Raw genomic sequence first — 22,901 nt, forward strand, 5'->3', positions numbered from 1 at the left:
ATTAATCATAAACGCGTTGGATTAAACATGCTGAATGCTGTATCTTCCGGTAATAAATACAGACGCATGCTCAAATTATTTCCCACCGGTGTTGTCCTGATATTCACGCTCATTTCTTGCCAGAACAGCGAAACAAATATGCCTTCTGATGATGGCCTTGCAAATTTTCGTGCTGATTCTCTTAAGAAACATGTTGCTGTACTGGCTTCAGATTCTTTTCTGGGCCGTATGCCTTTTACCGAAGGTGAATCACGGACTATCAGTTACCTGCAGACAGCATTTGCTGCCCTTGGACTAGAGCCGGGGAATGGTGACAGTTACCTGCAGGCCGTACCTATGGTAAATATCCTGGCTACCGCGGCACCTTCTATGAAAGTTAATGCTCAACGTGGGAGTTTTGACCTCAAAGCATACGACGATTATGTCATCTGGACAGACAAAACCGACTCTTCCATCTCTTTAAATAATGTCGAACTGGTTTTTGCAGGATTCGGCGTCGTGGCACCCGAATATCAATGGAATGACTATGAAGGGGTAGATGTGAAGGGTAAAGTTGTGATGGTTATGGTTAATGATCCCGGTTTCTGGATAGGCGATACTTCATTATTCAAGGGAACTGAAATGACTTATTATGGGCGTTGGACCTACAAGTTTGAAGAAGCTGCACGACAGGGGGCCAAAGGCTGCCTGATCGTTCACAACACTGCTGCAGCCAGCTACCCGTTTATCGTTCAGCAAAATGGCTTTAACAGCCCAAGGCTGCAACTTGATACCCGTGGAAAGGCGGTAAAAAACTGCGATGTTATCGGATGGATCAATGAACAATCAGCAAACCGTCTGCTCACAGCAGCTGGCCTTGACAGTACAATGCTAAAAAAGGCAAATCAACGGGGATTTAAGGCTACCCCACTGAATGTTAAACTTAGTACTTCCATGAAAGTACAGGCAACCTATAACAGGAGTCACAATGTGATTGCAAAAATACCAGGTACGAAAAGGCCTGGTGAGGTTATTATATTCAGCGCACACTGGGATCATTTCGGTATCGCAAAACCAGATGAATCCGGGGATTCAATTTATAATGGCGCACTCGATAACGCAACCGGTACTGCCGGCTTACTGGAGCTCGCAAGGGTTTTTAAAAGTCTTAAAGTTAAACCCGAACGAACCATCGTATTTCTTGCTGTAACCGCAGAAGAACAGGGCTTGTGGGGCTCAGCCTATTATTCGCTTAATCCTGTTTTTCCTTTAAACAAAACAATCGCGAACATTAATATGGACGGTCTCAGTCCGTTTGATTCATCGCGTGATATCATTACTATTGGCAAAGGACAATCTGAGCTGGAAGACTATCTCAAAACTGCTACAGAAAAACAAGGCAGGGTACTGGCATATGAAACACATCCTGAAGCGGGATATTATTATCGGTCTGATCATTTTAATTTTGCTAAAGTGGGTGTTCCCGCTTTATATACAAAACGTGGTGTAAACATTGTCGGTAAAGGTGCTGAATACGGTGAGAAGCTGGAAGCTGAATACCGTGATAAACACTATCATCGGCCGTCTGATGAATATGATCCGGCTACCTGGACGATGGCAGGTGGTATTGAGGACCTTAAGCTGATGTTCATGGTTGCTCAACGTCTTGCTTTCGAATCCAGGATGGTCGAATGGAAACAAGGCTCTGAATTCAAACAGATCAGGGACAATTCCCTCAAATCACAATAGTGCCGTTTCCCTCATTTATGTTACGCATAATCTCCCAGCGTTATGCCTGATTTTCTCAACAGCTTTTGGATGCCAGGAGTTGAACCATCCTTTCGAACAGTGGCGATTGATAGTTGTATGCACTTCCATTTATTAGTGATTCTTCTCATATAATTATTCGGGCAAAATATACCCACTTACATGATCCCCGGGTGGCACGATTCTTTTATAAGGCCAAATAATACTTTTAGCACCGATGACATGGTGTATGCTTTTTAGTTATTAGTTGATCGCATCCTCACATAAAACGAATCCTACCGGATTTCGTAATAACTAACCTGTCATCCAATGGAAAATTACACCTGATCGCCTTTAGGTTAATGAGATGATGTAGGTTAATGAGATCATGCTGACAGTTATGATGACCCTACAGCTGGTTTGAAACAGTAAGACCGGTACATGATTAATTTTGGTGAAAACCGGTCCATCTTGCGGTAAATGCAGCGATGTTCAATCCAAAGTGATTTCAATCAAGGTTACAATATTTTCTTATATAACAGTTAATCCCAAAAACACATCACTTAAAATTTATGACAATGAAAATTTCAAATTTGTTAGCTGCAACCGCAATTGTTTGCTTTGGTTTCACAGCTTGTGATTCGAACGATGACAATGAAATTGAACGTGATCTTAGCAGACTCGACTCCTATCTTGATTCAGTTAAATCAGTCACCCCGGTTTATTCAGAGGAAGGTTGGGCAACAATCAAAACCGAATATAACCGCACTATTGATAAGATTCAGGTAGCGGGTAAAGAACTTTCCAGTGATGCCAACAAAAAGCTTGAGGAAGTCAAAGCAGAATACAATAAATTAAAAGACGATTATGAAGTGAAGATAAGAGACAAAAAAAATGAAGCTGCAGCAAGTGATTACAAAGTCACTCTCCGCAGATCATTGTTTGGTGACGAACAAGTTGGTTCTGATATGCAGTTCAATTGGGTTACCGCTAAAAATGCCCTTTCAGTATATGACCGATTTGTAAACACCGTCAAAGAAAACAGGGAGAAATACAGCAGGGAAGATTGGGATGAAATTAAGACCCTTTACGAAGCACTGGATACCCGTAAAAACGAAATAGAAAAAGACCTTCCAACTAATGACAACCTTAAGATTGCTAAACTCAAGGTTCAGTTTGCTGGTTTGAAGGCTGTCAGACGCCCAGCTTCGAAAATTGGTGAGAACGAAGAAGCAAAAGACGATTCCAAGAATAAATAATTATATTCACTGGGTAAAGTCCCGTAACGGGTCTACTTACTCTTTTTAACCCCGCCAGGTCATACAAAAAGCTATCGTTTCTATGAGACGGTAGCTTTTGTAGTTATGACTTTTTTCCAAGCAATAAAACGTTTACCTTTCGCAGTAAATTATCTACTGACTTAATTCCAGGTTGCTGTCTTTCATGCGTTATTCTTACTTTTTAAAAGCGGTAGTATGCCTCTTCTCCGCGGTATGGTTAATCACTCTTACGACCCAGGCACAAAAGCAGAACTCAGGCTTCCGGTACCATATCCGTAAAACCACAACCCCGGTTATTATTGATGGACAAATGCAGGAGCTCGCCTGGCAACTTGCTGATTCCACCTCCGAGTTTTACATGACCTTACCTATGGATACTAGTCTCGCTAATGTGCGGACCCAGGTAAGAATGACTTATGATGATAGAAATATTTATATCATCGTTCATTGCTTTAATAAACTTGCCGGACCATATATGGTTGAGTCTCTTAAACGCGATTTTAACTTCGGCAAAAATGATAATTTCCTTCTTTTTATGGACCCTTTCGATGCACGGACCGACGGCTTCAGTTTTGGGGCCAATGCAGCAGGAGCCCAGTGGGATGGCAGCATGTATGAAGGGGGAAAGGTTGATTTAAACTGGGATACAAAATGGACATCTGCGATTTCACAGGATGAAACAAAATGGATCTGGGAGGCATCAATACCGTTCAAAAGCATCCGCTATAAAAAAGGTATCAACGAATGGGGAATAAACTTCAGTCGGAACGATCTTAAAACAACAGAAAAATCAGCCTGGGCACCAGTTCCGCGTCAATTCCCTACAGCTGCCCTTGCTTATACTGGTACATTGGTTTGGGATACTGCACCACCGGCAGCCGGCACAAATGTTTCCATTATTCCATATGTTCTTGGCGCAGTGGCAACAGATCATATAAATAACCGGCCCACTGATTACCGCTTTGATATTGGTGGTGATGCTAAAATTGCAGTAACCTCTTCACTGAACCTGGATCTTACCGTGAATCCGGATTTCTCGCAGGTCGATGTTGATCAACAGGTGATAAATCTCAATCGCTTCGAATTGTTTTTTCCTGAAAAGCGACAGTTTTTTCTTGAGAACGGGGACCTGTTTAATAATTTTGGATACCAGGACATAAGGCCTTTTTTTTCCCGTCGTATTGGTCTCAACGCACCGATTCAGTTCGGGGCAAGGCTTACAGGAAAGATCAACAAACAATGGAGAATAGGGGTAATGGATCTGCAAACAGGACATTCCAATGACAATGAAGTTGCTGCTCAGAATTTTGGGGTACTTACCCTTCAACGCCGGGTTTTTTCCAGATCCAATATTGGTGTAATCTTTATCAATAAACAGGCTACGGAAACCTGGAAATCAGTAAATCCTTCAGAAAATTACAACCGTACAGCAGGGCTGGAATACAATCTCGCTTCATCAAATAATTTGTGGACGGGGAAATTGCTTGCGTTGAAGTCCTTTTCACCCCAGGTTAAGTCAAGAGATCATGTTGTAGCGGGTCATCTTCAATACCTGAGTAAATACTGGACGATATATCTTCAGCATGAATATGTTGGAAAAAATTACAACGCCGAAGTAGGATATGTGCCAAGAAACGGATTCAATAAAGTCAGTCCGTTGGTTTTGCATAATTTCTTTCCTAAAAAAGGAGCAGTGCTCAGTCATGGTGTGCAGGTGATGGCCGGTTATTATTTTGATGAGCAATTCAATAAAACAGACAATGAAAGTAATCTGTCGTATATTCTTACATTTCGTAACCGCGCTGTTTTTACCCTGAGTGGAATAAATACCTATGTAAAACTCTTAAAACCATTCGATCCTACCAATACAGGCGCACCAATGTTGCCGGCAGGATTTGAAAATCATTGGAATTCAATCCAGGCACAATTTGTATCAAAACCGCAATCGCTATTGACTTATTTGGTTGATGCAGTTTATGGTGGATATTATAATCATGGTAAACGCGTGAGCACAACTTTCCAGGTCGGTTACCGGTTTCAGCCATATGTAAATATTGCATTGAATGCGAATTATATTGACCTTAAAATGCTGCCTCCATATGATCATTATAAGTTCTGGCTGATTGGACCACGGATAGATGTCACTTTTACCAAAACACTTTATTTTACCACATTTGTACAATACAACGAGCAAATAAAAAATGTGAATGTAAATACCCGATTGCAGTGGCGCTACAAGCCTGCTTCTGATTTGTTCATTGTTTATGGTGATAACCTTAATCCAACTCCCTTTACTTCTAAAAGCAGGCAATTTGTATTGAAGTGGACCTATTGGTGGAACATATAATGGTGAATGAATAGTGCCTGTTTTCTTTTGATTATGAATCAGGGATTTGTTAATTTATATCATAATTCAATGTACTAATCATGCAGACAACTACAGAGATAGGCGATACGTTTTCCAAAGGTGATTTCAAGTCAGTTTATGATTCCTTTGATGATCATATCCAATGGAACATTGTAGGATCACCGGCAATAATCGGGAAGGAAAATGTGATCGCCCATTGTAATAAAATGTTGGCTGAAATGGACAATTCTTCAATGACAAACACTCACCATATTGTCACAGATGATACTGTTGTGGTACAGGGTTATTCCAGTTTTACAAACCAGGATAATTCCCCGGGCAAAGTTGAATACTGTGACATTTTTCGTTTTGATAATAACAAACTAGTTGAAATAACTTCATATATAATAGAAGTTTTGGAGTTTTGAGTCATCCTGCATTTTAATTCCCCCAATAACCGATTTCAATTTTGAATTTGTTTCATCCTATTTCATTGATAATCTATAAACTACAATTTTTGGGATAAATTACTAAAATATTTAGTATTATTGTAGGAGAATGAATTGATGTTGACTGACAAAGCCACCATATTAGCGCAATTGCAAAAAGATATCCTTTCACTGAATGGGGTGAAAAAAGTGAGTGGTATCCCATTGAATATTGGTTGGGGACCGATTGATGCTGCTTTTCCCAATAATTCCTTTCCGGTAGGAGCTGTGCATGAGTTCATCAGCGTGATTGCTGAAGACAAAGCTGCAACCATTGGATTTGTTTCTGGGATAATATCTGGCCTGATGAAAAAGGGTGGAGCATGTATCTGGATCTCAGGATCAGGGACGATTTTCCCTCCTGCATTAAAGTTTTTCGGGATAGAACCCCATCATATATTATTTGTAGATCTTAAGAAAGAAAGAGATATTTTATGGGCAACAGAAGAGTCATTGAAATGTGGTGGTCTGGCAGCTGTTGTTTGCGAACTGAGTGAATTAAGTTTCACATCGTCGAGAAGACTGCAACTCGCCGTCGAACAAAGCTGTGTAACCGGTTTTGTTTTACGGCATCAACCCAGGAATCATAATACCAATGCCTGTGTAACCCGCTGGAAAGTTTCTTCATTGCCAAGCACCACCAGGGATGGGATGCCCGGTCTGGGATATGCAAATTGGAAAGTGGAATTGCTAAAAGTAAGAAACGGAAAACCCGGTATTTGGGATGTTGGATGGGAGGCAGGCAAATTCAGAACTGAAACCGAAGTGTTCAACATCATCACAAGTGAGCGAAGCAAGAAAGTGGGGTGACATGGCTGAACGTTTTGTGTCTATATGGTTTTCTCATCTTAAAACAGATTGGTTCGCGATAAGGCAGCCAGATCTGAAAGAACATCCTTTTGTGATTGCTGCCCCGGATCATGGCAGAATGATCATTACGGCATTAAATGCAGAAGCAACTGCACATGGTATTGCAACCGGTATGGCTGTCGCAGATGCCCGCGCAATGGTTCCGGACCTAAAAGTAATGGATGATAAACCGGGACTTTCAGGAAGGTTGCTAAAGGGAATTGCAGAATGGGCTATCCGGTATTCACCAGAAGTTGCTGTTGATTTGCCTGACGGAATTATGCTTGATGCAACAGGTTGTGCACATTTATGGGGTGGTGAAAAACAATTTTTGAAAGAGATAATTACCAGGCTTAAAATTCTTGGGTATACTGTTAGAGCGGCCATGGCTGATACAATTGGTTGTTCCTGGGCAATTGCACGTTATGGCAAAATTACACCTGTTATTGAACCGTCTCAACAATCTGAAGCTTTGCTTACACTACCTCCGGCTTCGCTCAGGCTGGAACCTGAAATAACGGAACGTTTGTTCAAACTGGGTCTTCACCAGGTAAGTAATATTATAGGAATGCCCAGGTCAGCGCTTCGTAGGCGATTTGGGCAATCATTGCTCTTGCAACTTGACAAGGCTTTAGGAAATGCAGAAGAAAAAATTATTCCGGTCATTCCTATAGAGCCTTACCAGGAAAGACTTCCGTGCCTTGAACCAATAGTCTCTGCTACCGGTATCAGCATCGCGCTGGAACAGTTATTGGAAAAAATCGCAAACCGGCTAAAAAAAGAACAAAAGGGCATCCGGCATGCAAGGTTTAAATGTTTTCGGGTTGACGGTAAAATTGTTCAGATTGAAATCGGCACCAACCGTCCTTCAGTCAATACAAAACATTTATACAAACTATTTGAGATAAAATTACAGACGATTGAACCGGCGCTGGGTATAGAACTATTTATCCTGGAAGCTCCAAAAGTAGATGACCTCATTGCTGTCCAGGAAAGATTATGGGAAGGTACATGTGGGCTCGAAGACAATGCCCTGGCTGAGTTGATTGACAGGTTGACAAATAAAATTGGTTCAAAAAATATTCATCGTTATTTGCCTGATCAACATCACTGGCCCGAAAGATCAATCCGGCTTGCGTCTTCCGTCACTGAACAACCATCAATTCCATGGCGTGTTCACCGCCCAAGACCCTTGCAACTGTTAAAAACACCTGAACCTATAGGTGTTGCGGCACCTATTCCTGATTATCCTCCTATGTTGTTTCGTTACAAAGGAAAAGTACATAATATAAAAAAAGCGGATGGGCCTGAGCGGATTGAAGCGGAATGGTGGATCGAAGAAGGCCAGCACCGTGATTATTATAGTGTTGAAGATGAAGAAGGACATCGTTACTGGCTATTCCGGATTGGACATTATTCCGCGGAAAGCTCCTATCAATGGTTCTTACATGGAATATTTGCTTAAAATCCTAATCGCGTATGTCATATACCGAACTCCAGGTAACAACAAATTTTAGTTTTCTCCGGGGTGCATCCCACCCGGAAGAGCTGGTTGCTGAAGCCGCAGAATATGGTTATGGTGAAATAGGTATTACCGATAGAAATACACTTGCGGGTATTGTACGCGCTCATAGTGCCGCTAAAAAAAAGGGTATAAGAATCATTCCCGGATGCCGGTTGGACATTTCCGACGGGCCATCACTGCTTATTTATCCAACTACCGGTCATGGATATTCGCAATTGTGCTCCTTGCTCACCATCGGTAACCTCAGGGCAGAAAAAGGCGATTGTCTTCTTTACAAGGAGGATGTTTTCATGTATGCCAGTGAGTGTAAACTCGTTGCTATCCCCCCATCCAGCCTGAATGAGCACTTTGAATTTGACCCCGCATTCAAAATTGCCATAAGAGAATACAGGAAAGCTTTTGGTGAGCATCTTTATCTTGCTGCAACGCGCCAATATTCCGGTGATGATGCCAAACAACTTTATCGTTTGGCTGAAATTTCAAACGAAGTACAGGTTCCATTGGTGGCCACTAATGACGTTCATTATGATAATCCAGACCGAAGGCAACTGCAGGATGTTTTAACATGCATTCGTGAGAAATGCACTATTTATAATGCAGGGTTTCTATTGCATGAAAATGCGGAAAGACATTTAAAAGCTCCGGAGGAAATGATCCGTTTGTTCCGGCATTACCCGGATGCCATCATGCGAACACGCGAAATTGCTGAGGCATGCCGGTTTACCCTTGATTCATTAAAATATGAATACCCGGAAGAAATAACAAGTGAAGGTCGTACACCGCAGGAGGAATTGATTTTTCTTGCCTGGGAAGGAGCAAAAGAAAAATTTGGTGAAACAATACCGGAGAAAACGATTGCAGCTATCAATCATGAATTAGGTTTTATTGACCAGATGAATTATGCGCCTTATTTTCTAACTGTCTATGATATTGTAAGATTTGCCAGATCCCAGGGCATCCTTTGCCAGGGCCGGGGATCAGCAGCTAATTCAACGATTTGTTTTTGCCTGGGAATAACCTCTGTTAATCCAACAAAGTTTGACTTGCTTTTTGAAAGATTCATTTCATCCGCCCGTAATGAGCCACCGGATATAGATGTCGATTTCGAACATGAAAGACGTGAAGAAGTCATTCAATATATTTATCAAAAATACGGTCGCGACAGGGCAGCAATTATTGCAACCGTAACCCAGCAACACCAGAAAGGAGCAATCAGGGATGTTGGCAAAGCAATGGGTCTGTCAGTGGATACTATTAACAGGTTATCAGGATCTATATGGGAATTTACCACTGAATGGTTTGAGGGGAAACGTATCCTGGAACAAGGTTTGAATCCCGATGATAAGCATCTTCGGAAAGTTCTGTCACTTACAGAGCAGTATATTGGATTTCCCCGCCAGCTTGGTCAGCATACGGGTGGTTTTGTAATTACACGTGGCAAACTTTCGAATCTTTGTCCGATTATGAATGCACGTATGCAAAACCGCACCTGTATAGAATGGAACAAGGATGATATAGATGACCTTGGATTTTTGAAAATTGATGTGCTTGGCCTGGGAATGTTAACCTGCATCAGAAAAGCCTTTGAAACAGCAAAGGAAAACTATGGACTTAACCTTACACTCGCGAATATTCCGCAGGACGATAGCAAAGTATATGACATGATCTGCGAGGCGGATACCATTGGAGTATTTCAGATCGAGAGCAGCGCCCAGCAATCAATGCTACCAAGGTTAAGACCTCGTTGTTTTTATGATCTTGTCATTGAAGTTGCAATTGTGAGACCAGGGCCGATCCAGGGGGATATGGTTCATCCATATCTGCGAAGACGAAATGGTGAAGAACCAGTTGAATATCCATCGAAGGAACTGGAAGAAATACTGGGCCGGACATTGGGGGTCCCTTTATTCCAGGAACAGGCAATGAAAATAGCAATAGTAGCCGCAGGATTCACCCCGGCCGAAGCGGATGAATTAAGAAGAAGCATGGCTACCTTCAAATTGAAAGGTCTCGTCACCCAGTTTGAGCAAAAGCTTATAAACGGAATGCTTGAACGGGGCTATACGATTGAATATGCTCAAAGGGTCTTTAAACAGTTGGAAGGATTTGGAAGTTATGGCTTTCCCGAGAGCCATGCCGCAAGTTTTGCGTTGCTGGTGTATGTATCATCATGGATCAAATGTTATTATCCCGATGTTTTTGCCTGTGCCCTTTTGAATAGTATGCCAATGGGATTTTATCAACCGGCACAGATTGTTATTGATGCAAAAAAACACGGTGTGGATGTGAGGCCTGTTGACATTAATTATTCTTTATGGGATAACAGGCTTGAAGGAAAATCCGGAAAATATCATGCACTTCGGTTAGGGTTCCGCCAGGTGAAAGGATTAAGGGAAGAGGATATAAAAGTGTTAACTGAAGGAAGAATTGAATCATATACAGATGTCAATAGTTTAAGAGAAGCTGGAGTGCCGGAAGCTGCCCTCGAAAAGCTCGCAGATGCGGATGCGTTCAGATCACTTGGTCTTGACAGAAGACAGGCTTTATGGGAAGTTTCCACAAAAGATGATCGTCACAGGGCACTTTTTGCTGGCCAGGATGCTGCTGATATTTCTGAAAAAAGCATAACACTGCCAGGTATGTCATATTCGGAGCATGTTGTGCAGGATTACGCAACTACGTCATTGTCCTTGAAAGCTCACCCGGTTAGTTTCGTAAGAGAAAAACTCACCCAGTTATACATAACATCTACCAAAGGACTGGCCGACATGAAGGACGGGCAACCGGTAAAAGTTGCGGGTCTTGTACTTGTGCGACAAAGGCCCGGAACGGCTGGTGGAGTTTGCTTCATGACTATTGAAGATGAAACCGGTTTCGCTAACCTTGTTATTTTTGAAAGCCTGTTTGAAAAATTCCGTAAAGAGGTATTGCAATCACGACTTATAATGGTTGAAGGGAAATTGCAAAGGGAAGGGGAGGTGATACATGTGATTGTCAGAACATGCCATGATTTCACAAAATTACTTCGTAATCTCACTCAATCAAGAAACGAAAACCTGCCTCTGTTAACCTTATCACGTGGCGATGAAAAAACCATTCCCATTCATGCTCAGAACAAACGATCCCAGGTAAGGGAGAATGCAGGAGAAAAAGTTTTTCCTGAAGCAAGAAATTTTAAATAATTGAAACAGCATCCACAAGTGAACTAACAGGATCCACAAGCGTACTAACAGCATCCATAAGTGCGCATTACCAGGTTATAAATAATACACAGCAAGAGGATATCATATGGAGCAATAATAGGATATAAATATTGCACATTACCTAAGACAAATACTGCACGTTAACCGGGGGATAAATAATGAACTGTAAGTAGACAGGAGACGACACATATTAACTAGGTAAAACTAAGAGGACAGGATACTTCACATTAACAAGGGATAAATAATGAATATTATAATGACAGATACTGCACATTAACAAGGGACAAATAATGAACGATAAGACGACAGGATACTTCATATTACAAGGGATAAATAATGAACATTAAAATGACAGAATACTGCACCTTAACAAGGGATAAATAGTAAACATTAAAATGACAGAATACTGCACCTTAACAAGGGATAAATAATAAACATTAACTGGAGTATATAAAGCGTATTCCCGTAAAAGATTAAAGGGATTTGGATAACCAAACCCCTTTTTCATGTTTATGTTGGGTTAAATAATGTCCTGCAATCAGATGGGTCATAATGTCCTTCTATCTGGCAAATGCTAGCCATTTACGCTGAACCAAATTCGTGCCTGTGAGTAAGTAAGAAAGTTTAAGACTGTGTACGATAAGTCATTCCATCCAGGATTATATCAGTTACACCATCATGCTTTACGATCCTGAGCTTTGTTGGATAGTATCCGCTTTTCTGGACTTTAGCAGGTTGAGGAATGGATCTTTCAAAATTGTTGTTGTTCTTAATGAAATCCAATGTGATCATGGGTTCATAAAAATTTACTTTACCATTGAAAGAGCCATAGATAAATGTTTGGGTAAAGGGCTGTCCGTTAAATTCTGATGAAGTAATATCCACCCAATGTGCGCCCATTTTTGGAACACCGCCACCAGGATTGATATATTTTGCAGGAAGGTATTCTGGTGCAGGTGAATTCTTAAACTTTGCACTATCTACTTCATAAGGAGGGATTGCATCAACTTCTGCCTGGGTCATCATATAAAAATGGAAATCAAAATGCGATTTTCCATATATAGGATCCGGCTCGTGGCCAATTGGATTCCAGTCAAGTCCCAGGTAAGTGAATGGATAAATATTTGCCTTGGGATGAAATTTCAGAGCCCAGTTATTAATTCCACTGTGCCCCTTGTGATGACCATCATCTCCTCCTTTAGTAGGCAAACTTTTCAATGCTGCATCGTTTATGGAAACTGCCATTTTTTGTGGATTGCCATTTTTATCCACCTGAACCCAGGTCCATGCTTTTCCTTCATGTACCTGAACTTCGTTTCCTTTTAAAATTCCGCTGTTATCATCTTTTTCTTTGTCGCAGGATGTAAATATTACAGCTGCCAATACCAGTAGTAATCCAGTCTTTTTCATAAATTTTTTTGTTTTTTTTATGAGTCAAAACTCGGTCGCGCACAGCCGAAGATCAATGGCTAAGAAAATAAAACGGGATAAATGATGTATGAATTGAGAAAGGTTAACAATTCGATATAACCGTTACCGGGAGATTAATAAATGTTCGCGGAGTTCTATGCCTGATCGGAGTTGATCGATCTGTTCATGTGAAGTGCATGGTATTTTTATGAGGATACATTTTGGATTTATGGCTGGATACGGATCTCTGAGTAGGGAATTTTTCCATACACAACATCAACGGTCACCCTGCCTTTTGCAAGTGTAACCGTACCGAACCCGGTCCCGGTTGAAATGAAAGATTTGAAGTCGCCAATTTTGGAATCGACATACAATATCTTATCCACTGCGTCGAAACGGACACCGGTTAAGCATTGCAGGTACCCATAACTTGAAAGGGCCCTGGCATACCAGTGTCCGCATTCATACTCGTTAAAAGGATTGCGGATACGTCCATCATAACGGTTTCGGCTTGTCCTGACGATCTCAAGTCCTTTCTTTACTTCACCCATCAACATGAGATGGGCCGCAACCTGGTGTTCAATGCCAGTCCATACTTCATCGCTATATACAAATGGCAGTGACAGTTTTCCGCCTTTTGGCCAGGAACATAATAACAGCCCGCCTTCTTCGCCCAGCGCATAAGAAGGCCGCTGTGGATTCGCATGATCACTCAGGTTTGATTTCAGGTTGTATTTGTGAACTGCCACCAGGTGGCTTTTGATTTTCATGGAATCAACCGGGTCCGCAAGCCCGCACATCCGGGCTATCCACGCCCCGAGAATGCCATCGGACAAACATCCCTTTCCGTATTGATACTTTGGCCCTTCTTTTTCCAACAGTTTTTTTGCTTCGTCGGAATAGGAACCTCCCATAGACTTAGCTGAAGCTTCAACCGGATTTTTCGCTTTCAGACCCGTAAACTTTATTTCCTGGATGAAATATTCGCCATCATATAATTTCTCCTCCATGTAATTGCCGCCTTTTTCGAATAAGGCTTCATATTTTGATACATCCTCTCCCAGGTAAGCACCAATTTCTGTGATCGCTTTTAATGCACCCAGGTAAAAGGATGAGTGCATGCCATCCGGACCCCAGAATTCTATATCATAGGTGTTATGATGTGGCTCTTCGATAATACCTTTTTGTTCCGGATCCCAGGTACGGATACAATACTCAAGACTGCTCCTTACCATCGGGTACATTTTTTTTACCCATTCGTTATCGCCACTGATCCTCCACTCGCGGTAGACTTTCATGATGCCTCCGAGCTGACCATCGGCTGCCGGATGAAAATCGTGGGTAGCGGGTTTGATCGGCAATGTAGACCTGAAGTTCTGATGACCTTCTTCATTCTGGCTCTCACAGAACTCTGTGTGACGCAAACTTCTTTCCAGCGCGGGAAACAAATGAGCAATAGCCTGTGCATAGTTCCAGACATGCGTACACGAACCATGACAACAGCCAGCGTTGTCACTACAACCTTCAAAGCTCCACAGCCGCCCATCAAACTGGCGGAGCACCGTAGGAGATTTCAGAATAGAGAGATTTGAAGCAACCGCTTCCATAACTTCGGGTGGTAGAGTACCTGAAAAAAAAGCATCACTGAAAGTGCGGGAGTTTTTCCTAAGCTCCTGATATTTCATTGTCCAGAACTTACAAACTTCTTCTATTGATGTGAAAACACTGCTATACCAGGGCTTATAAAAAGGGGCGTCAAAATCTTTGTCATATTTATCAAGAGCAATATCAGCAGGTGAAGAGCAGCAACCTGTTCGCGGATCACAGTCTTTTTTCTCACCAACTTTTCCATGCGCCTGGTCCGATCCCGGAACGAACCATGAACAATAAACGACGATTGTTTTCCTGCTTCCGGGATTTAATCGGAAAGGCACAAACAATGAAGCTCCGGGAGCGCCGGACTCAACCGGGTCAACCGCTGTCAGATCGCCACTTTTTATTTTATTCCAGGCCATTGTCAGTGGATCCCACCAGCCACCCCTGAACCATGAATGATCCACCTCGGTATCAGCCTGGTCAGTATAGATCGCGAAGTCTCCTTTCAAAAATGGTTTCTCTTTTGTGCCATTTTCAGATAAGATAAAACCATTTTGATATTTCCGGATTTCGCTTTTACCGTTATCTACCTTAAGAAAATTTTTTGCATTGTAAGAAAACACCAAGTCAACGGGAGCACTGCCCGGGTTTGAAAACGTATATTCCAATGCACCAACCGGCAGGCTTGAATTGTTTTCATCTGTCGGTATAAAGGGACTCCAACCCGTGAGCTGCACAGTGACCGGGATTTCAGGATCAGTAAGATGCATAGTTGCAAAAGGAAACCTTGGTTTAAACGTTGCTTTTTGAAAACGTGGTAGTCCCGTAACAGAGCCGGCTGAACCGTTACCGGCATTTGGTTGACCAAATTTTTTCCAGTCCGGAACAGGGCCTTCAAGAATTTTAGCTCCGGATTTTGAACCTTTGATGTGGATGGCTGCAAACAAGCCTGGTTCATTAAAAACCTCGGGTTTATGCCTGACTGACATATGCGAAATTGCGCCTGCACCTTCGAGACAAAACATGCCCGCGCCAATACCTCCAATAGGGAAAGCTACCCGGTTTAGAAATTCGTCGGTATAACTGTCATTATAGATATGTTTGACTGCAGATTCGAAATTTGGAGCAGCGCTGTGATCTCCCTCGATGTTTTGAAACTCCGGGGATCCTATCATACTGATTGGCGAAACCCCGGCCGCAAAGCCACCCAATCCCAGGTTTTTGATGAATTTCCTGCGTGATTTATTTTTCATCGGTCAACTCATTTATCGTTGATAGCAAATCATTGAAATCTCAGCAGCTTATCCTGATATGTACATTTAAATTAAACAATATTTCGAATACCCGTCAATCACTCATTAATTACATCGCCCGCTCAGTAACCGGATTGCCCGGTCCCAACCTGTTTTATTTTTGTGGCTTCACAACCCCCTGGCTATTGAAATCCGGGGTTTGTTATTTTGCTGGCCAGACAGACATGGCAAGGTTATCATGATCAGATTAATGTTTGGAACACAGTTTGCAAACATCGCAGCCGGAAAAATATTCTGACTTTTTTCATAGATTCCTGTAACTATTTCTTCAAACCGGAGTATACATATAATAAAACAGATCCCTGGTGTCAGCTTTGTCAGACGAAAAAATAATGGTTAGTGTCAAAAACGGTCATTTGTCTGACCTGACTGAGCTGTTCAATCGTTATCATGTAGCGGTTTTCAACTTTTTTCTTAAGCTCACCATGGATAAGCAGAAAAGCGAGGATCTGACTCAAAACTTGTTTTACCGGATAATACGATACAGGGAAGGGTTCCATGTTGAAAAAGGATCTTTCAAATCCTGGATGTATAAAATGGCCCGCAACATGCATGCGGACTATTGCAAACAGGAGAAAAAAATGTCGGACATAGTCGCGGATTCTATTGATTTTTCTGAAAAAGAAATTGCCGTTAGTGATCAGGACTTTGTCGAAAAAGATTTTGAAAAGTTGCATGTTGCGCTTGGCCAACTCGGGCCGGTTGATCGCGAGCTGATCGTACTGAGCCGGTTCGAAGGACTTAAATACCGCGAGATATCACAATTGAAGAACATGTCTGAAGGGTCGGTCAAAGTACAGATTCACCGGGCAATAAAAGAGCTGAAACAAATTTATTTTAAACAAAACAACTGAAGATGCTGAAATGTAGCGATGTGCAATTGTTGTTGATAGATTACCTGGACAACGAATTGCCGGGAAACACGAGGAAGTCTTTGGATCTCCATTTAAATGCATGTGAGACATGCCGCAGGGAGTTATCTGAATATAAAGAGATATTCAGCGCTATAGCCAGCGAGAAGCCGCAATTGCCAGGTGTTACGCTTAAGGAGAACTTTGAAACCATGCTCCAGTCGGAAATAAACATACTCGCAACAACAGGAATTCTTCACCCCTTAAAGGAAAAGGAAGTTCCGGTGTTACCCATCCGGAATATTCTTCTGAAGGTTGCTGCCTGTATCTTATTATTAGCCGGTGGAGTTGTGATCGGCAGTGTTGTAACCCGGGGCAAAACTAAAAACGAAACCAGTGCGCAAATGGCGGTGCTTAGAACCGAAGTTAATGCAATGAAGGAGGCCATTATGCTGAATCTGCTGGATAATGAATCACCGAGTGAACGGATAAAGGCTGTGACCTATGTAGAACAGATGAATAATCCCGGGCAGGAAATTATACAGGCGCTTATCAATACGTTAAATGGGGATCAGAATGTGAACGTAAGGCTCGCAGCTTTAAATACAATATCCAGGTTCAGTGCTAATCAGGCTGTGAGGGATTCACTTGTGAACTCGCTTAAGCAACAGAAAGAACCAATTGTTCAGATAGTACTGATTAATATACTTACAGATCAAAAAGAACCAAGGGCGATCGAACCCATCAAAGAAATTATTTCTGACAAGTCAACACTTGCCCCGGTAAAAGATGCTGCTATAAGAGGCCTCAAGTTACTTTGAGGACCGGTTAGCTTTCTGTTGGATTTTACTATTACACATCAACAAGCGCTTGTTGATAGGGTAGTATTTAGTCTGCTGATCTATGGATCCCGTTTACACGTGCAACAAAAAAATCAAATTACACAATGCCGGATGGCATAATTATTAAACGTAAAAAAATGAAAAATACGAAATTCAAAAATGTTCTCTTCCTCCTTTTCGTCAGTGGGTTTTTGCATGGGTCGACAATTGCACAGGAATACAAGATACAGGTGCAGAATTCCAAAGAAGGTAAATTAACGCTTAATCAATTTCCTGGAAATCTTCCTATAGAGGGATATAGTGGCAATGAAATTGTTATCGTGTCTGATCATTCTACAAAGCCGCCTGAGCGCGCGAAAGGATTAACCCCGGTTTACGCCCAGGGAACCGATAATACCGGAATGGCCATTGCCGTTGAAAAAAATGGAAACCAGATCACATTAAATTGCCTGTTACCAATATATAAAAAAGCAAATTACAAGATCAGGGTACCTGAAAACTTTAGCCTGAAGCTGAGCAATGAATGCGGCAATTCCGGTAAAGTAACCATCTCCAACATCAAAAACGAGGTCGAAGTAAAAAATTGCCAGGATATCATTCTGAAAAATGTCACTGGTCCGCTTGTATTATCAACTATTGCCGGTGATGTCCAGATAGTGTTTACGGAACTGAGTAAGGATAAGCCAATTTCGCTTGCATCTATCAGTGGTGAAATTGATGTAACAATGCCTTCAAAATCGGCGGTTGACCTGGAGATGGAAACAGTGACAGGAGCATTTTATTCAGACTTTGATTTAACCTCAACCGATAAGAAGTTGAAGCAGGTAGGGGGATCAAAGCTCAAAACCCAGTTGAACGGCGGAGGAGTGCCATTGAAAATAACCAACATTTCGGGTAACATTTATCTCCGTAAGTCTTAAGACCACCCCTTGTCTGTTATTGGTTATTCAAACATCATTATCATTTAATTATCCTTAACTTATCAGTGTATGAAAAATATGTCGATCGCATTGCTTTTTTGCTTTACAGCTTTGACGGTAAGCGCACAAAAAATGATCGAAAAAACATTCAATTATAGCAACAACAAAGATGTGAACCTGAAACTGCAGATTGCAGATTCAATCAGGATAAACACCTGGAACAAGAATGAAGTGTCTGTTAAGGCTTCCGTCTCTATTTCGGACAACCGGTACAATGATGAGTATATTGTTGAATTTGATGAATCGAATAATGCCATCACGGTAAATGCAAAAATTGAATCAAAGCGAAGCAATAACTGGAAGGAAGACTCAAACTGTTGCAAAACTGATATCTACTGGGATGTCTATGTTCCTGAAAAAGCACCTATCAACGTAGAAACAATCAACGGCAACATAGTGATAAAAGGGAAAACTGCGGAGGTAAAGGCGAACAGCATCAGTGGTTTTATAGATTTGTTGATCCCCTCTGACCTGAAGGCTGATTTTAAATTGAGCACCATTACGGGGACCGTGTATAGTAACATCCTGGACAATGAGTCCATTACTTCCAAAAAAGGTTCGGCTGATATAAGCAGCCGCTACAAAGGAGGTGGAACGGCAGTAAATCTCAAGACCATCAGCGGTGATATATTTTTAAGGGATCCTTCAAAATAATTCAGAATGATGTATGAAGGTTTGCTTTACAGCGTCCGAATAATTCAGAATGACGAATGAAGGATTTTGATCTGCATGGTAGTTGAAATTCCGATCGCTCTCTGTTTTGCCAGAATAGCCTTATCACCATCGAAGAGTTCGTCAACCGTCGCGCAAAATAAATCGGTCCACCGCTTAAATTGCGCTGCAGAAAGAGGTGTTATTTCGTTTATGTTCCGGTGAATCTGCATCAGGTTGCCACTATAATTTCCCGTAAAGAGAATGGCATTTTCCCAGAAGTTGTATATAGCTGGCAGGTGTTCCTGCCAGTTTATTTTCATGATATCTGTGAATATAAATCCAATAACCGGGTCCGGCTTTACTTTATCATAAAACGAATTGATGAGTAATTCCACGTCAGCCCTGTTTTCAATGTCCTTTTTTGTCATCAGCATCTTTTCTCAATCTGCCTGCAAGATACTGCTTCGGCAATACCTGGTACCTGAAATGTTATTGCTTGCTGAAAATGATCTCCGTAAAAGTCTTTTGCGTCAGTGTTACCGGGCCGAGCAGGCCTGACTCACGTAACATCTTTTCGGAATCGGGTTTATCGAATTTCATGATATTTGTTTTTGTCAGGCGTTTTTCTGACGGCAGTTTACTGTCGCCTATCAGCCTGTTGGGCCAAAGATTTACTACATCAACTTCCAGTGTATTCGTCCCCGTCTTTGTGTACGGGGTGATATCAAATGCGAATGGAGGGCTCCACCTGGCTGGCAACTTATGACCATTGATCGTTATAGAGGCCAATTCTAAAACATTACCGAGATCAAGAACAGTTTTAGAACCAGCGCTGCGTTTTTTAAGAACAAAATCCTTTGTATAAATCGCCCTGCCCGAATAATATTTTACACGATCGTCCTTAAACGTGGTCCAGGACATGAGACTGTCGGTCACTATCCGGGCAGGACCACCCCAAACAGTGTCAAAAATGATATTCCATTTGCCCGTTAGCGGTTGAGGCGAAACGTTAGTGCTGAGTTGATGCCGGGTTGTGGTTCCATCTGACCAGCTTAATTGGTAGTTACCACTTTTTGTTACCGAAACTGAGATGCCGGTTTTCGTTTTCACAAAATCGATAACGGGCTTTTCATCAGGGAATTCATTTGCCGGAAAAATACGTTTGCCTTCAGTCATAATTTGCACTATATGTTTGTTTTTTGCACTTCCGGCCGAGGGATTTCGTTTGCGGAACACGATAAACCTCGATCCTTCCGGTTCAAAAGCAACCGGGATGATCGTCTGGCCATTTTCTTCCCGGTAAACGGGGATCCCGGTAATCTCGCCGGTCATTGGATCCCAACTCTCCGGAACCATACCGGTAATACGAAACCTGCATTCAGTCAGTTCATATCTGTCAGGTAAGCTTGTTAAATAACGAAACTCGAAGTCATTGATATTTTTCCGCCCAAACCTGTTGACTACGAAATAGATTTCCATTGAGTCTGTAGTACGGTGAATATAATCGAGCGCGGTTTGTTGTTTTGTACTGCTGAATGCAAGATCTGGTAATACCTTCATTTCCCTCAACACCGAGTTTACATCACGGCCCCAGATCACCTTGCCCTTGCCATATGCGTTTTCCTTTATCGGGCCTCCATCTATCGGGCCCCATAATCGCGTCGCTATTTCTTTAATCTCAATATCATTTGAGGGATAGTTGGTGAGGCTGTTGGACTTAACCGGCCTGGGCCCGATAACAGTCAGACCGTTTTTTACTAAAGTGTCGAGCTTTCTGAGCACCTGCAGGTCTATTGCTGTCTCTTCCGGTAACACCAATACCCGGTATGTCATACCATCCTTCAACACCAGCCTTTGGTTTTGAACTGCAGTTCGTTCCAGCAAAACCTGCTTTGAACATTTATCCCAGTCGTAACCAAAGGCAAGATTTCTCACCTCTTCTTTGAGAAACACAAAATTTGGAACATCATCACCATAATAGTACAATGCGTCAGCCACAAAAAGGCCTTGTGATAGTAAATGCGAACACCGATTAAGATAATCAATAAAACTTCCGGCCTGGTTCCACCAGGTCACGTTTGGATTCATATGCGTGCCTGCAAAATATTCATTGCCTGGTTTGCCAAATTCTGCGGGAGAAGATGTGAAAGTGTGCCAAACAATCCTGTTAACCCCCGAGCAAAAGACCCGGTCTATATTTGATTTCAGATCTTTCGGAGATCTTTCCCACTGAGGCCCTATCGAAGTGGGACCTTCAGCAGCTACATATCGCTTGCCATAAGTATGTGCCACCGACGCGCTTTGTTTTACAGCAAGCCTTTCATCGTCTTTGATCCGGTGAGTATTCGCCGTTGCCCAGAATTCGCCCTGGGGAAATTCACTTATCCCCAGTACCTTCAATGCGTCAACGGGTGCGGAATGAGGGCCGCCGGATTCAGGATGCATACCAAGGCCATTCTTATGAGCAAGATTGCTTAGTAACTGGTAGTGATTTGCCGCAATACAGTCGCCGATTGTTTTACGGTAATCCTGCAGAAATCGGTTTGATACCTCAACACTTTCCACAACACGTCCGGCAAGTACAGGAAGATATGGAGTGATATCATAGCCACGATATTTCTTAAACTCCCCGGGAAAATTATTGGTCCAGCCTACGTTTCCCATTTCCCAACTGTCAGTCTGAAGATAACGAAGGCTGTTCCCTGCATCTTTTGCTGTCCTGATCAACGGAGTGATTACATCTGTATTGAATTTTTCAAAAGCCGCCGGGTCAAGGTGATCAAGTGACAGGCCATTCCATCCATCACTCGTTGTTGAGGTTATTGCACCGGTTGCTGTCCACCCATATCTTATGATGATCCATTTTCCAGGGGGCGCATCCCAGCTGATCCTGCCATCGATAACTTTAGCAGAAAGGTCAATAATTTCATCCTTGAGGATACCATTTATTTTTTCAGGTTGATCAAATTCTTCGCGGAGCTTGTACAAGGGATAAGTTCCTTTAAATCCAAAGCTCTGATTGAAAGATTTGATTCCCCAATTTTTGATAACGCTGTCCTTTATTAGATGAACACCGGGTTTTTCTTTGTAAGCCTGTACAATAATGTCTTTATAAATCAGCCTGGATGCAGGTTGACGAAGTGTCATCTCTATATGTTTCCCACCTTCAACTGACGTATCTGAATACACGATTTTTTTTTGTGCAAGTTCAGGGGTTATCGTGGGCCCGCCCGGGTTCCATCCACTTTGAATGTTCACACTTAATTCTATACCGAGCCGCTCGGCCTCTTTTATAGCGTGTTTATAGAGTTCCATCCAATCTTTACTCATGAACACTGGTCCCGCGGCTGTCTTTTTTGCCACATCATAGCTCGAACTGCCGGCATCAACAATCGATGCTCCACCATAGCCCTTAGCTTTCATTTCTTCAAGGTCACGGGTAATGGATTGTTTTGTCGCCATGCTGTTTAACCACCACCAGTAACATCTTAGCCGGCTTTCCACTGGTGGAGAATCAAACTCCGTTTTCAGTTGATCATATTGCACTGAGCTTGATGTGCCCAGGTTGTAGCCAGGGTTTTGAGCTGAAAGCTGAACCGAAATGAACAGGTGAAAAACTACTCCAAAGATTCTGATCATAGTCAAACTAATAAATTTCAAAAGGGCGTGACTTAACACACCGGGTTTTATTCCAATTTAACATCTTTATTCACATCAAAAACTAAATTGGGCATCCCCCATCAATTTAATCGAAAGTTACGGTCGCGAATTCAGGCGTATAACCTATAGAACAGGACCCGGCATCTTATTCTTCGTGCATAATTAGATAAGAGCGGTA

At 42.1% G+C, this 22,901-nt stretch carries 15 protein-coding genes; 11 read left to right on the forward strand and 4 right to left on the reverse strand.

Annotated elements, in window-relative coordinates; genetic code table 11:
* Positions 1 to 66 precede the first annotated feature (66 nt).
* The 7 genes from ACX0G7_RS00155 (at position 67) to ACX0G7_RS00185 (ending at position 11,396) form a co-directional block, all read left to right on the forward strand.
* The gene (locus tag ACX0G7_RS00155; RefSeq protein ID WP_458921367.1) at positions 67 to 1,728 is read left to right on the forward strand and encodes a M28 family metallopeptidase; all 1,662 of its coding nucleotides are present in this window, start codon (positions 67 to 69) and stop codon (positions 1,726 to 1,728) included.
* Between the two features lie 575 nt (positions 1,729 to 2,303).
* The gene (locus ACX0G7_RS00160; protein WP_458921368.1) at positions 2,304 to 2,984 is read left to right on the forward strand and encodes a DUF6565 domain-containing protein; all 681 of its coding nucleotides are present in this window, start codon (positions 2,304 to 2,306) and stop codon (positions 2,982 to 2,984) included.
* Positions 2,985 to 3,168: 184 nt separating this feature from the next.
* Positions 3,169 to 5,352, forward strand: coding sequence for a carbohydrate binding family 9 domain-containing protein (locus tag ACX0G7_RS00165; RefSeq protein WP_458921369.1), 2,184 nt, complete (start codon positions 3,169 to 3,171; stop codon positions 5,350 to 5,352).
* 80 nt (positions 5,353 to 5,432) lie between these two features.
* A complete protein-coding gene (locus tag ACX0G7_RS00170; RefSeq protein WP_458921370.1) occupies positions 5,433 to 5,780 on the forward strand; it encodes a nuclear transport factor 2 family protein in 348 nt (115 codons plus the stop codon).
* Positions 5,781 to 5,918: 138 nt separating this feature from the next.
* Positions 5,919 to 6,650 carry an ImuA family protein gene (locus tag ACX0G7_RS00175; protein ID WP_458921371.1) on the forward strand — a complete coding sequence of 244 codons (732 nt, stop codon included), beginning with the start codon at positions 5,919 to 5,921 and terminating at the stop codon, positions 6,648 to 6,650.
* Complete coding sequence (locus tag ACX0G7_RS00180; protein WP_458921372.1) at positions 6,625 to 8,154, forward strand: Y-family DNA polymerase; 1,530 nt, start codon at positions 6,625 to 6,627, stop codon at positions 8,152 to 8,154. Before ACX0G7_RS00175 ends, ACX0G7_RS00180 begins: the two co-directional genes overlap by 26 nt.
* Before the next feature lie 14 nt (positions 8,155 to 8,168).
* The gene (locus ACX0G7_RS00185) at positions 8,169 to 11,396 is read left to right on the forward strand and encodes an error-prone DNA polymerase (RefSeq protein WP_458921373.1); all 3,228 of its coding nucleotides are present in this window, start codon (positions 8,169 to 8,171) and stop codon (positions 11,394 to 11,396) included.
* A 645-nt stretch (positions 11,397 to 12,041) separates the two neighbouring features.
* Here ACX0G7_RS00185 and ACX0G7_RS00190 read toward each other — a convergent pair.
* Together ACX0G7_RS00190 and ACX0G7_RS00195 are read right to left on the reverse strand one after the other, a co-directional pair.
* Positions 12,042 to 12,827 (reverse strand): hypothetical protein, encoded by a 786-nt coding sequence (locus ACX0G7_RS00190; protein WP_458921374.1) that lies wholly within the window; start codon positions 12,825 to 12,827, stop codon positions 12,042 to 12,044.
* 227 nt (positions 12,828 to 13,054) lie between these two features.
* Positions 13,055 to 15,676, reverse strand: a complete 2,622-nt coding sequence (locus tag ACX0G7_RS00195) for a GH116 family glycosyl hydrolase (RefSeq protein ID WP_458921375.1) — start codon at positions 15,674 to 15,676, stop codon at positions 13,055 to 13,057.
* A gap of 365 nt (positions 15,677 to 16,041) precedes the next feature.
* Here ACX0G7_RS00195 and ACX0G7_RS00200 point away from each other — a divergent pair, with 365 nt between their 5' ends.
* From ACX0G7_RS00200 to ACX0G7_RS00215, 4 genes are all read left to right on the forward strand, one after another.
* Positions 16,042 to 16,590: an RNA polymerase sigma factor gene (locus ACX0G7_RS00200; RefSeq protein WP_458921376.1), complete on the forward strand. Its 549-nt coding sequence runs from the start codon at positions 16,042 to 16,044 to the stop codon at positions 16,588 to 16,590.
* Between the two features lie 2 nt (positions 16,591 to 16,592).
* A complete protein-coding gene (locus tag ACX0G7_RS00205; RefSeq protein ID WP_458921377.1) occupies positions 16,593 to 17,408 on the forward strand; it encodes a HEAT repeat domain-containing protein in 816 nt (271 codons plus the stop codon).
* Positions 17,409 to 17,566: 158 nt separating this feature from the next.
* Positions 17,567 to 18,349, forward strand: a complete 783-nt coding sequence (locus ACX0G7_RS00210) for a DUF4097 family beta strand repeat-containing protein (RefSeq protein WP_458921378.1) — start codon at positions 17,567 to 17,569, stop codon at positions 18,347 to 18,349.
* Between the two features lie 69 nt (positions 18,350 to 18,418).
* Entirely contained in the window at positions 18,419 to 19,063 is a 645-nt protein-coding gene (locus tag ACX0G7_RS00215) for a DUF4097 family beta strand repeat-containing protein (RefSeq protein ID WP_458921379.1), read from the forward strand.
* 44 nt (positions 19,064 to 19,107) lie between these two features.
* Here ACX0G7_RS00215 and ACX0G7_RS00220 read toward each other — a convergent pair whose 3' ends face one another.
* Complete coding sequence (locus tag ACX0G7_RS00220; protein WP_458921380.1) at positions 19,108 to 19,491, reverse strand: group III truncated hemoglobin; 384 nt, start codon at positions 19,489 to 19,491, stop codon at positions 19,108 to 19,110.
* 61 nt (positions 19,492 to 19,552) lie between these two features.
* Positions 19,553 to 22,702: a glycosyl hydrolase gene (locus ACX0G7_RS00225; RefSeq protein ID WP_458921381.1), complete on the reverse strand. Its 3,150-nt coding sequence runs from the start codon at positions 22,700 to 22,702 to the stop codon at positions 19,553 to 19,555.
* Positions 22,703 to 22,901 lie beyond the last annotated feature (199 nt).

The organism is Flavitalea antarctica (assembly GCF_054461535.1).